The organism is Flavonifractor sp. An82 (genome assembly GCF_002159265.1).
Lineage (GTDB): Bacteria > Bacillota > Clostridia > Oscillospirales > Oscillospiraceae > Flavonifractor.
The window spans coordinates 71468-84005 of the sequence record NZ_NFHG01000004.1; the positions used below are offsets into that span (position 1 = coordinate 71468).

At 61.9% G+C, this 12538-nt stretch carries 9 protein-coding genes; 4 read left to right on the forward strand and 5 right to left on the reverse strand.

The annotated features are described in order from the left end of the window. Nucleotide 1: 1 nt before the first annotated feature. On the reverse strand, nucleotides 2–739 hold the full coding sequence (locus tag B5G34_RS06470) for an ATP-binding cassette domain-containing protein (RefSeq protein ID WP_087335380.1): 738 nt from the start codon (nucleotides 737–739) through the stop codon (nucleotides 2–4). Nucleotides 740–883: 144 nt separating this feature from the next. Between B5G34_RS06470 and B5G34_RS06475 the strand changes: the two genes are divergently transcribed. Continuing rightward, nucleotides 884–1471, forward strand: coding sequence for a hypothetical protein (locus tag B5G34_RS06475; RefSeq protein WP_087335382.1), 588 nt, complete (start codon nucleotides 884–886; stop codon nucleotides 1469–1471). Nucleotides 1472–1474: 3 nt separating this feature from the next. Here the strand turns inward: B5G34_RS06475 and B5G34_RS06480 are convergent, their stop codons facing one another. Together B5G34_RS06480 and B5G34_RS06485 are read right to left on the reverse strand one after the other, a co-directional pair. Beyond that, on the reverse strand, nucleotides 1475–2293 hold the full coding sequence (locus B5G34_RS06480; RefSeq protein ID WP_087335384.1) for a putative RNA methyltransferase: 819 nt from the start codon (nucleotides 2291–2293) through the stop codon (nucleotides 1475–1477). A gap of 99 nt (nucleotides 2294–2392) precedes the next feature. Next, nucleotides 2393–4576, reverse strand: coding sequence for a 5'-nucleotidase C-terminal domain-containing protein (locus B5G34_RS06485; RefSeq protein WP_087335386.1), 2184 nt, complete (start codon nucleotides 4574–4576; stop codon nucleotides 2393–2395). Nucleotides 4577–4808: 232 nt separating this feature from the next. On the opposite strand from B5G34_RS06485, the gene B5G34_RS06490 reads away from it, so the two are divergent. Beyond that, nucleotides 4809–6407, forward strand: a complete 1599-nt coding sequence (locus B5G34_RS06490; protein WP_087335388.1) for an ATP-binding cassette domain-containing protein — start codon at nucleotides 4809–4811, stop codon at nucleotides 6405–6407. 39 nt (nucleotides 6408–6446) lie between these two features. Here B5G34_RS06490 and B5G34_RS06495 read toward each other — a convergent pair whose 3' ends face one another. Beyond that, nucleotides 6447–7784 (reverse strand): MATE family efflux transporter, encoded by a 1338-nt coding sequence (locus B5G34_RS06495; RefSeq protein WP_087335390.1) that lies wholly within the window; start codon nucleotides 7782–7784, stop codon nucleotides 6447–6449. Between the two features lie 178 nt (nucleotides 7785–7962). On the opposite strand from B5G34_RS06495, the gene B5G34_RS06500 reads away from it, so the two are divergent. Together B5G34_RS06500 and metG are read left to right on the forward strand one after the other, a co-directional pair. Then, nucleotides 7963–8781 (forward strand): hypothetical protein, encoded by an 819-nt coding sequence (locus B5G34_RS06500; protein WP_087335392.1) that lies wholly within the window; start codon nucleotides 7963–7965, stop codon nucleotides 8779–8781. Continuing rightward, on the forward strand, nucleotides 8774–10816 hold the full coding sequence (gene metG / locus B5G34_RS06505) for a methionine--tRNA ligase (RefSeq protein WP_087335393.1): 2043 nt from the start codon (nucleotides 8774–8776) through the stop codon (nucleotides 10814–10816). The genes B5G34_RS06500 and metG overlap by 8 nt, the downstream gene beginning before the upstream one ends. Nucleotides 10817–11041: 225 nt before the next feature. Here metG and B5G34_RS06510 read toward each other — a convergent pair whose 3' ends face one another. Further along, nucleotides 11042–12409 (reverse strand): citrate/2-methylcitrate synthase, encoded by a 1368-nt coding sequence (locus B5G34_RS06510; RefSeq protein ID WP_087335395.1) that lies wholly within the window; start codon nucleotides 12407–12409, stop codon nucleotides 11042–11044. Nucleotides 12410–12538: the final 129 nt, after the last annotated feature.

Genomic DNA, 12538 nt, shown 5'->3' on the forward strand with positions numbered 1-12538 from the left:
CTTACTTCGCTCCTTCCGACAGATAACTGCAAGAGGTCCTGGTGTTGGCCAGGATCTGGGGGAAGATCTCATCCTTGGGGCCGTGGCGATGCACCTTGCCGTCGGCGATCATGACAATCTCGTCAGCCAGGTCGATGATGCGCTCCTGGTGGGAGATGACGATGAGGGTGGCCTCCCGCTTCTGGTGGATGAGCTTGAAGGTCTCGGTGAGCTTGGCGAAGGACCACAGGTCGATGCCGGCCTCGGGCTCGTCGAAGATCATAAGACCGGTTTTGCGGGCCAGGATGGTGGCGATCTCAATGCGCTTGACCTCGCCGCCGGACAGGGAGGCGTCCACCTCACGGTCGATATAGTCCCCGGCGCACAGGCCCACCTTGGTGAGGTACTGGCAGCCCTCCTCCCGGGTCAGCTTTTCGCTGCCGGCGGCCAGGGCCAGCAGATCCTTCACCTTCAGGCCCTTGAAGCGGGGGGGCTGCTGGAAGCCGTAGCTGATGCCCAGCCGGGCCCGGCCGGTGATGTCCAGATCGGTGATATCGGTGCCGTTCCAGCGGATGGTGCCGCCGGTGGGCTTAACCAGGCCCATGATAGCCTTGGCAAGGGTGGTTTTGCCGCCGCCGTTGGGGCCGGTGATGACCACAAACTGGTGGTCCTTGACAGAGAGGGAGACGTCGTTGAGAATGCCAAGCTCCTGGCCTTCCTCTCCCTCCACCTGATAGCTGAGATGATTGATCTCCAGCATAGACGGTCTCTCCTTTGTATATGGTTCATTCCATGAGCTATTATTTTATCACGGGGGGATGGAAAATACAACCCTGAGCGGGGCAAATCTTACCGGGACGGCATAGAATGGGGGGAAACGATACCGAAACAGGAGGCAATGCGTATGGATCAGGAATGGCTGCCCAACTGTGACCGGGAGGTATTTGCCCGGGTGTGGAAGCGGGTGATGCCCGACCGGCGGGAGGACTGCCCCTTTGAGGTGGTGGAAGCAGCTCAGCAGTCTCTGCCCGCGGTGGTGGTGCCTGACCCGCCGGTGGCGGAAGAGGAGGGCGCGGTCTGCCTGGGAAGCGCTTCGGCGGTCCACGGCCCCCAGCTCCAGCAGTACATCGATCAGGAGCTGGCGGCCCACCGCTGCTGCCAGACTCTGGCCCGGCGGGTGCCGGGCAGCGGCGGGCGGATGCTCTCCACCATGGCCGCCGAACAGCGGCGGCAGGCAAAACGGCTGAGCACCGCCTATTTTCTCATCTCCGGGGTACGGTACTGGCCTGCCGACCGGAGCGGAAGTCCTGTCAACGGACCGGTGACCGCCGCCCTGCGGGAACAGTTCCAGGCCATGCAGCGCTATGCGGCCTGCTACCGGGCGGCCGCTGCCGGTACCGCCGACCCCTGCCTGGAGGCTCTGTTCCACCAGTCGGCGGAGGAGGCGGAGGCCCACGCCTGGGTCATCCGCAACGTGCTGGAGCAGATGTAGCAATCAGTCCCGGCGGAACACGTGGATGCGGAAGGAGGCCTGTACCGTCAGCACGTCCAGGGCTGCCAGCCGGGCGGCTCCCTCCTTGGGGGTCTTCCAATAATAGGGGGTCATCTGGAACAGGTGGGGCAGGTCCTCCCCTGCCACCTCCATGAGAGAATCCACCGGTACCACCTCCAGGTAGGAGAAGCCCTCATAGGGGATGTCCTGCTCCTGGTTGGGGTAGGGGGTGTCGTAGAGCACCTGCTTGAGCTCCCACAGGTGGTTGGCGGCAGGCACTACATAGAGGAAGAGCCCGCCGGGGCGGAGCACCCGGCGAAATTCCTCCAGGGCCAGGGGGGAGAAGCAGTTGAGCAGCAGGTCCACGCTCCGGTCCGCCACCGGCAGGTGGTAGGCTGAGGCCACGGCAAACTCCCCCGCCGGGACCCGCTTGGCGGCCAGCCGCACCGAGGGCTTGGACAGGTCGATGCCCGCCAGTTTCACCTCCCGGCCCGCCCTGGTAAGGGCGGCATGGATACCGGCGGTGTAATAGCCCTCCCCGCAGCCCGAGTCCAGTACCGATACCTGTGCTCCGGTGTATTTCAGGGCCAGGGCACACAGGGCGTCCCTCAGGGGGGCGTAGTACCCCCTGGACAGGAACTGATTGCGGGCAGTGACCATGCCTTTGTCGTCCCCGGGGGACTTGGAGTGTTTTTTGTTGGCGGGGAGCAGGTGGACATAGCCCTCTTTGGCCACATCAAAGCAGTGGCCGTTGGGGCAGGTATAGGAGCGCTCCGCCCGGTCCAGGGGGGAGGCGCAGAGGGGGCAGGTAAACAGGCTCAAAAGAACCCACTCCTTCCAGAGGGAATACCAGTATCATATCAGTTTGCCGGGAATAAAACAAGGGCCGCGCCAATGGCGCGGCCCTTTGCTGTGGGGGATTTACTTGGTGGTGATGGTGAGAATGCCGTCGGTGACGGTCCAGGTGGCCCCCAGGGCATCCAGCAGAGGACCGGGGGAGACGTAGTAGTTGCCGCCCAAGGTGGTGTTGTGGAGCAGCGCATCCATGGTGCAGTAGGTGTCGCCCACGTAGCCGGAGATCTGAATGACAGGCAGGCCGTCGGGAGCGGGAGCTTCCACGGAGAGCTTGTTGGTCTCAAAATAGGGCTGGCCGGCGTCAAAGTATACCGTCTTCAGCCAGCCCACGTTGAACTGGGCGTCGGTGCCGCTGAGGGCGGCGGCCAGGTTGCGCAGGCGGTAATAGGTGTTGCCGTCGGCACCGGTGGCGGTGGGCACCAGCTTGGCCACCCCGTCCACGGTGACGCCCGCCTTGGCCGCGGCCTGGGCTGCCAGGGCGTCATAGTCGGCCAGATTGTAGCTGGCGGCGTAGGGGGTGTCTAGCAGACCGGCGTTGATGTAGCCGATGAGCTCGGCCCGGCGGGGATCATCCTCATTCAGGTCCACGCCCACGATCTTCCAGTTGTTGTCCACCTGGGGCGCCACGGGGGAGTGCTCTGCGAAGTAGGCCACGATCATGTCGCGGATGGAGTTGGAGGACTCCCACTCCTTGGTGCCGGAAATCAGGTTCTGGCCCTTCAGGGCGGAGGAGTAGCGGTAGTTGTTCACCGCCAGGGTGAGGATCTGGTCGTCCTTGAGGGGCTCGCCCTTGAACATGACGTTCTGGATGCGCTCCCCCTTGGGCTGGGACAGGTCGATCTCGTAGTCCACACCGGCGAACATATCATAGAGGTAGTCGGGGTACTCGGGGTCGAAGGAGATGTTGATGTCCCCCTCCTTCCACTGGTTGTAGCACTCGGCGGACCACTCCATGTAGGCTTTCAGCTCGGCGCCGGTGACGGTGACCCGGTAGAGGGTGTTGTCAAACTTGTAGATATCGAAGATGTTGCCGTAGTTGATGTCCCCGGCGGGCAGGTCGCTGGTGTTCTTGAACAGGGCGGCGGCGGACACGTCGGCCCCGGAGTTCTCCAGCTGAATCTGGTTGATCAGGTCCATGACGGCGGTATCCTCCAGCTTGCCCTGGGGCAGACCGGCGATCTCGTTCTCCGGCTGGAACTTGGCGGTGGTGGTGCCCAGTGGGGGGAGGGGCTCGCCGCTCTCATCGGTGCCGCCGGCGATGAAGTCGATGGTCTCCTGATGGGCCTTGGCCACCAGAGGGATCTCCCGGATCTCCTGGCTGGGGGTCACGCCCGCCATGTCCACGATCTCCACGGAGGAATCCACGATGTTGTTGTCCTTGTCCAGAGTCAGGTCGAAGCGGGCGATGTCACGGCCGCCGTTGCGGGCGCCGCCGATGACCACGCTGCCCTGCTTCTCGTTGACCACCACATGGTCGTGGGCCACCTGGAGCACGTCGATCTCGGGATTGTCGTCCAGGATCTTCTGGGCGGAGTCGGAGCCGCCCTCCTCGTCAAACTCGGCGTACATGCCCATGTGGGCGGACACCACGATCACATCGGCCTGGTCGCCGATCTCGTCGATGGCCTTGCCCACGGCCACGTTGGCGGCCTCAAAGGTGGCATCCTCGATGCCCTCCTTGCCGCCGTCCCAGATGGGCACGTCGGGGGTGACCACGCCGATGACGGCCACCTTCACGCCGCCCTTCTCCACCATAGTCCAGCCGGCGCCGGTGACCGGCTTGCCGTCGGTGCCGGTGACATTGGCGGCCAGTACGGGGAAGTCGGCCTGACCCAGGATGGTCTGCATGGTGGGGATGCCCCAGTTGAACTCATGGTTGCCCAGGGTCATGGCGTCATAGCCCATGTAGTTCATGGCGGTGATGACCGGGTGGGGCTCTTCCGGGGTCTTGTTGTACAGGTCGTCGGTCATGATGGTGCCCTGGATATCATCACCGGCGTCGATGAGGATGGTGTTGGGGTTTTCAGAGCGCACCTGCTGGATGTAGGTGTACAGACGGGCCATGCCGTTGTTGTCGGTCTCCTTGTTGTCCTCATAGGAGTAGCCCCAGATATTGCCGTGCATATCGGAGGTGCCAAGGATGGTGATGTGCTTCTCACCGTCAGCAGCAAAGGCGGCGGGCATCAGGGATATCAGCAGCGCCCCGGTTGCCAGCAGAGAGAGCAGCCTGCGGAAATGGCCTTTCTTCATAGGTAATCCTTCCTTCCAACCCATTTTTTACCGAGTAGTTTACTCGGTTTTCGCCTTCATAGTAGCACGGCGGGACGGGGAAGTCACCATTTTTTCAGGTTTTTTACAGAATATTTTCAAACAGGCATCCTTTTGCCGGTTTATGGTTTGTTTTTTTCTTATTCTATGGTATACTGTACACTTACGAAGATTTTCCCGGCGCAATCCCGGGCTGAACAAAAAGGAGTACGACATGATCACTGTTTCCGATCTGACCCTGGCATACAGCGGCCAGCCCCTCTTTTCCCATGTGGACCTGCAGTTCACCAAGGGCAACTGCTACGGCATCATCGGCGCCAACGGCGCCGGCAAGTCCACCTTCCTGAAAATCCTCTCCGGTGATCTGGAGGCCACCTCCGGTGAGGTGTCCATCCTGCCCAAGACCCGCATGTCCGTCCTCAAGCAGGACCAGAACGCCTACAACGCCTATTCCGTCATGGACACCGTCATTATGGGCAATAAGCGTCTGTACGACATCGGCAAGGAGAAGGACGCCCTCTATGAGAAGGAGGAGATGACCGAGGAGGACGGCATCCGGGCCTGTGAGCTGGAGGAGGAGTTTGCCGAGCTGGGCGGCTGGGAAGCCGAGAGCGACGCCTCCCGCATCCTCCAGGGCCTGGGTGTGGGCACTGAGTTCCACCAGACCTCCATGGAGACCCTGGACGCCCGGCTGAAGGTGAAGGTGCTGCTGGCCCAGGCCCTGTTCGGCAACCCCGACATCCTGCTGCTGGACGAGCCCACCAACAACCTGGACATCAACGCCGTCAACTGGCTGGAGGACTTCCTGCTGGACTTTGAGGGCACCGTCATCGTGGTCAGCCATGACCGCCACTTCCTCAACACCATCTGCACCCACATCGTGGATATCGATTACAACAAGATCAAGCTGTATGTGGGCAACTACGACTTCTGGTACGACGCTTCTCAGCTGATGCAGAACCTGATGAAGAACCAGAACAAGAAGAACGAGGAGAAGGCCCAGGAGCTGAAGGAGTTCATCTCCCGGTTCTCCGCCAACAAGTCCAAGTCCAAGCAGGCCACCGCCCGCCGGAAGCTGCTGGAAAAGATCACCCTGGAGGAGATCCCCGCCTCCTCCCGCCGCTATCCATGGGTTGCCTTCTCTCCCGACCGGGAGGTGGGCAAGGACATCCTCTTCGTCACCGACGTGTCCAAGACCATCGACGGGGTGAAGGTGCTGGACAAGGTGTCCTTCATCGTGGGCCACGGGGACAAGATCGCCTTCGTGGGCGACAACGAGAATGCCCAGACCGCCCTCTTCAAGATCCTCACCGGCGAGATGGAGCCCGACGAGGGCACCGTCAAGTGGGGCCAGACCGCCACCTTCTCCTACTTCCCCAAGGACAACACCGAGTTCTTCAAGGACTGCGACGACAACCTGGTGGAGTGGCTGCGCCAGTGGTCCTCCGATCCCCACGAGGCCTACCTCCGGGGCTTTTTGGGTCGGATGCTCTTCTCCGGCGACGAGGTGTATAAGCCTGTCAAGGTGCTCTCCGGCGGTGAGAAGGTGCGGTGCATGCTCTCCCGCATGATGCTGTCCGGCGCCAATGTGTTGCTGCTGGACCAGCCCACCAACCACCTGGACCTGGAGTCCATCGCCGCCCTGAACAACGGCCTGGAGGCCGTCAAGTGCAACGTGCTGGTGGCCTCCCACGACCATCAGCTCATCCAGACCGTGTGTAACCGGGTGTTCGACTTCACCTCCGATGGTCAGCTCATCGACCGCAAGATGACCTACGACGAGTATCTGGAGAGCCAGAAGGCGGACGTATAACAATAAAAACAGCGGGACGGCCCAGCCGTCCCGCTGTTTTTATTGCTCCATGCTTTTCACCGGGCGGAGGCGGTAAAAGAGCAGTCCCGCCAGGTCGGCTAGGCCCCACCCGATGGGCACCGCCCACCAGATGCCCTTCAGGCCGATGGCCGGAATGGGGGCCAGGAGATAGGCCAGGGCCACCCGGGTGCCCAGGGAGATCACCGTCAGCACCACCGACACCCCCGGCCGCCCCAGTCCCCGGAACAGACCGTAGAATAAGAAGAGGATACCGATGCCGCAGTAGCACAGCCCCTCGATGCGCAGGTACTCCACCCCGATGGCGATGATCTCGGTCTGGCCGGGCTCCACAAAGAGGGCCATCAGGGGGGCGGCGAAGAGGCACACCAGCAGGGAGCTGATCACGCAGAAGAGGATGGACACCCACACGGCGGAGCGGATGCCCCGGCGGATGCGGTCGGCCTTGCCCGCCCCGGTGTTCTGGGCCACGAAGGTGGAGAAAGCGCTGCCGAAGTCCTGGACGGGCAGGTAGGCGAAGGCGTCGATCTTGACGGCGGCGGCAAAGGCAGCCATCACGTTGACTCCGAAGGAGTTGACCAGTCCCTGGACCATCAGGATGCCGAAGTTCATCACCGACTGCTGCACGCAGGTGAGCAGGGAGTAGTGGATGATGCGGCCCAGCTCTCCCCGCCGGAAGACGCAGTGCTCCCGCCGGAGGCGGAGCAGGGGCAGGCGGAACCAGCCGTACAGGGCGATACCGGCGGCGGATACCCCCTGAGCCACTACGGTGGCCCAGGCCGCCCCCGCTACGCCCCAGTGCAGGCCCAGCACGAACCACAGGTCCAGGCCGATGTTGAGCAGGGTGGACAGGGCCAGAAAGACCAGGGGGGTGGCCGAGTTGCCCACCGAGCGCAGCAGGCAGGCAAAGTAGTTGTATAAAAAGGTGAAGCATACCCCCAGCAGCACCACCCGCAGGTAGGCGTGGGTGTCCTCCCAGGCCTCCGCCGGGATGCGCAGCAGGGTCATCACCGGCTCCAGCAGCAGAAGCACCCCCACATTGAGGACCACCGCCACCGTGCCGATAAAGAGGAAGGAGAGAAAGAGGCAGCGTTTGAGCTCATCCTCTCGCCGGGCCCCGTGGAGCATGGACCACAAAGCTCCGCTGCCCAGGCACAGCCCCAGCAGCACCGAGGTGAGGAAGGTCATCAGCGTGAAGGAAAACCCCACCGAGGCCAGGGCAGAGGGACCCAGGGCCCGGCCCACGATGAGGGTGTCGGCAATGTTGTAGCACTGCTGCAGCAGGTTGCCGGCAATCATGGGTCCGGCAAAGCACAGCATGGGGCGGGTGATGCCGCCCCGGGTCAGGTCGATCTGCATGGTGATTCCACATCCCTTTCCTGGGCATGATAACAGGCCGGGGGAAAAAATACAAGTGCGCCCTTGCCTTTTGGGCGTGGAAACGGTAAGATAGAGGGTACAAAAAAACCGTGCCTTTTCTGTGAAATCGTGCTATACTACATATTTGAACTCACTTCATCCGGAAAGGATGCTGACAATGCGAAAAGAGATTCTTCTGCCTGCTGTGGCGGTGGTGGGCGGCCTGGCAGGTTTCGGCCTGCGCTGGTGGGAGCTGGCCACCGCCTTTGAGCCGGACACCGGCCTGCCCATTGCCGGGGCGCCTGCCACCTATACCCCCATCGCCTTCTCCGTGGTGATGGCGGCTGTGCTCCTGATCCTGAGCCTGACGGTCAAGTACCCCCAGTTCCAGGGCTACGGCCAGGCCTTTGCCGCCAAAAACAACACCCTGTACGCCACCGTGGGGGTGCTCTCCGGCTTCCTGCTCATCGGCGCCGGCGGCCTGATGGTCTATGATTTTGTTACCGGCGGCAATCCCGTCTACACCCGCCTCATTGTGGCGGTGATGGCGGTGGCCTCTGGTGTGTGCGTCATGACCACCGTGCGGGACAACTTTAAGGGTACGGGGGGCGGCAAATACAGCGTGCCCCTGCTCATCCCGGCCTTCACCTTCTGCGTGTGGCTCATTGCCGCCTACCAGGTGCGGGCGGGGGACCCGGTGCAGCTGGACTATGTGTACGAGCTCTTTGCCATCATCGCCGGCCTGCTGGGGCTGTACTTCATCGCCGGCTTCTCCTTTGACAAGGGCAAGTGCGCCCCCGCGGTATTCTTCTGCCTGCTGGGTGTGTATTTTTCCATCACCACCCTGGCCGACCAGCACGACTGGGGCACCCTGCTGCTCTATGCCTTTACCATCCTCTACCTGCTGACCTCCAGCGCGCTGCTGCTGTACAATGCCGCCCGGCCTCTGCCTGTGGAGCCGGTCGAGAACGATACGGAGGGATCCTCTGATGTCTGAGAAAAAGAAATTCTATATCACCACCCCCATCTACTACCCCTCGGATAAGCTCCACATCGGCCACGCCTACTGCACTGTGGCCACCGACGCCATGGCCCGCTACAAGCGGCTGTGCGGCTATGATGTGATGTTCCTCACCGGTACCGACGAGCATGGCCAGAAGATCGAGGACAAGGCCAAGGCCGCCGGCGTCTCTCCCAAGGAGTACGTGGACAATATCGTGGAGGGCCCCCAGGGGGTCAAGGACCTGTGGAAGCTGATGAACATTTCCAACGACCGGTTCATCCGTACCACCGACGATTACCATGTGGCCGCCATCCAGAAGATCTTTAAGAAGATGTACGAGAAGGGCGATATTTACAAGGGCAAGTATGTGGGCAAGTACTGCAAGCCCTGCGAGTCCTTCTGGACCGAGAGCCAGCTGGTGGACGGCAAGTGCCCCGACTGCGGCCGGGAGGTCCAGGACGCCGAGGAGGAGGCCTACTTCTTCCGGCTGAGCAAGTATGCCGACCGGGTCCAGGACCTGCTGGAGAACACCGACTTCCTGGAGCCCCGCAGCCGCGTCAATGAGATGGTGAACAACTTCATCAAGCCCGGCCTGGAGGACCTGTGCGTCTCCCGTACCTCCTTCCAGTGGGGCGTGCCGGTGGACTTCGATCCCGGCCATGTGGTGTACGTGTGGATCGACGCCCTCTTCAACTACACCACCGCCCTGGGCTTCATGAACGACAAGTACGACGACTTTAAGAAGTACTGGCCCGCTGACGTCCACTTCATCGGTAAGGAGATCGTCCGCTTCCACTCCATCATCTGGCCCGCCATGCTCATGAGCATGGAGATGCCCCTGCCCAAGAAGGTGTTCGGCCACGGCTGGCTGCTGCTGGACGGCGGCAAGATGAGTAAGTCCAAGGGCAACGTGGTGGACCCCTACCTGCTGGCCCAGCGCTATGGTGTGGACTCCCTGCGCTACTTCCTGCTGCGGGAGTTCCCCTTCGGCACCGACGGCAACTTCTCCAACGAGACCCTCATCGGCCGCATCAACACCGACCTGGCCAACGATCTGGGCAACCTGGTGAGCCGCACCACCGCCATGGTGGGCAAGTATTTCGGCAATAACCTGCCCGCCGGCTGCGGCGCCACGGAGGACGAGAAGGACCTGGCCAACATGCTGGCTCAGTCCCGGGGCAGCGTGGACCTGGCCGCCAACTTCCCCGAGGACGATCCCCGGAAGTTCGACGTGGAGCTCATCGCCCTGGCTGCCGGGCTGCGCAATACCTACGAGGACAAGATGGAGCAGTACGCCTTCCAGGATGCCCTGATGGAGGTCTTCAAGCTCATCGGCCGGGCCAATAAGTATATCGACGAGAACAAGCCCTGGGCTCTGGCCAAGGATGAGGCCCAGCAGGACCGTCTGGCCCACGTGCTGTACAACCTGCTGGAGTGCGTGCGTATTTCCGCCGTGCTCCTCACCCCCTTCATGCCCGAGACCTGCGAGAAGATCTTTGCCCAGATCGGCGCCGGCGACAGCCAGCGCACCTGGGAATCCGCCGCCGTGTGGGGCGCCCTGTCCACCGATGCCCAGGTGAGCAAGGGGGAGAACCTGTTCCCCCGCATCGACGCCGCCAAGGAGCTGGAGGAGCTGGCCGCTCTGGAGGAGGCCGCAAAGGCCGAAGCCGCTGCCAAGGCCGAGCCCGAGTATATCACCATCGACGACTTTGCCAAGGTGAAGTTCGTCACCGCCAAGGTGCTGGCCTGTGAGGCGGTGAAGAAGAGCAAGAAGCTGCTCCGCTTCACCCTGGACTGCGGCGAGGGGCAGACCCGTCAGATCCTCTCCGGCATCCATGAGTACTATGAGCCCGAGGACCTGGTGGGCAAGACCGTGGTGGCCTGTGTCAATCTGGCTCCCCGGAAGATGATGGGCCTGGAGTCCAACGGCATGCTCATCTCCGCTGTGAAGGAGGGGGCCGAGGGCCACGAGGAGCTCCACCTGCTCATGCTGGACGACAAGGTGCCCGCCGGCTGCACCCTGGGCTAAACGCTCCCAAAAGACCAGGGGTCTTTTGGGAATAAGATGCATGACAGACAGGGTTCGATTTTTATAAAATTGTCACCCTGTCTGTCATGAGCAGTGTTCTTTCCGAGGCGCATGTCCCCGGAAAGAACAGATTCTGATTTGTTTTCACCGCCTGCGGGCGGTGAAACTCTGTGAGACAAGCAAAAAAGAAGGCGCTGCGTAAGCAGCGCCTTCTTTTTTGTGTCTTTACCGCTGATCCAGGGGCACGAAGGGCCGCATGGGGGCCACCGCCTTGTAGGCGGGGCGGATGATGCGGTTGCCGGGCTGGTAGACCTCCTCGATGCGGTGGGCGCACCAGCCCACGATGCGGGCCACGGCAAACAGGGGGGTGTACAGCTCCTGGGGGATACCCATCATCTTGTACACCATGCCGGAGAACAGGTCCACGTTGGCGCACACCACCTTGTCCTCCCCCTTGACGGAGAGCAGGACCTCGGGGGTGAGGCGCTCCACGGTCTCGTACAGCTCGAACTCGTCCAGCATGCCCTTGGTCTCGGCCAGCTTCTTGGCAAACTTCTTCAGAATGACGGCACGGGGATCGGACAGGGTATAGATGGCGTGGCCCATGCCGTAGATAAGGCCAGACTTGTCGCCGGCCTCCTTCCGCAGCAGCTTGCCCAGGAAGGCCCGCACCTCGTCCTCGTCCTTCCAGTCCCGCACTGCGTCCTCGATGTAGCCAAACATCTCCATGACCTTCTTGTTGGCGCCGCCGTGGCGGGGACCCTTCAGGGAGCCTACGGCAGCGGCGATGGCGGAGTAGATGTCGGTGCCCGAGGAGGAGAGCACCCGGCAGGTGAAGGCGGAGTTGTTGCCGCCGCCGTGCTCGGCATGAAGCACCAGGCACAGGTCCAGCAGCCGTGCCTCCTGCTCGGTGAACTGGTTGTCGTGGCGGACGGAGTAGAGGAAGTTCTCCGCCACGCTGAGCCCCGGCTGGGGCCGGTGGAGGTAGAGGGACTCATCGTCGTAGTAGTGGCGCTTCACGGCAAAGGCGTGGGCCACGATAACGGGTACCCGGGCGATGAGCTGGATGGCCTGCCGCAGCTGATTGGGCAGGGACATGTCGTCGGGATTATCGTCATAGGAATACAGGGCCAGCACCGACCGGGCCAGCTTGTTCATCACGTCGGGGCTGGGGGCCTTGATGATCATATCCTCGGTGAACATATGGGGCAGGGTGTGGTTGTCACTGAGCATCTGCTGGAACCGGGTGAGCTGTTCCCGGGTGGGCAGGGTGCCGAAGAGGAGCAGATAGGCGGTCTCCTCAAAACCGAACCGGTTCTCGCTGACGAAGCCGTCCACCAGCTCCTCCACGTCGATACCCCGATACACCAGCTTGCCGGGGGCGGGGAAGCGCTCCCCGTCCTGCAGATAGTAGCCCAGCACGTTGCCGATCTGGGTCACGCCGGCCATGACGCCGGTACCATCAGCGTTGCGCAGGCCCCGCTTGACCCGGTAGCGCTCATAGTAGGCGGGGTCGATCTGGTTATGTTTCTTATATTCCTCGCATAGACTCTCAATGAAGTCCATGGACGTGTTATTCTCCAGACTTTGCATTTTTGGCCTCTCCTTCTCCCAAATTCTTTTACACGGTATTGTACAACCATTTGGAAGGACAGTCAATATGGAAATTGCCAGATCAAGAAAATGAAACAAAAAATATGAGAACTTGCAAAAAGGAGGTGG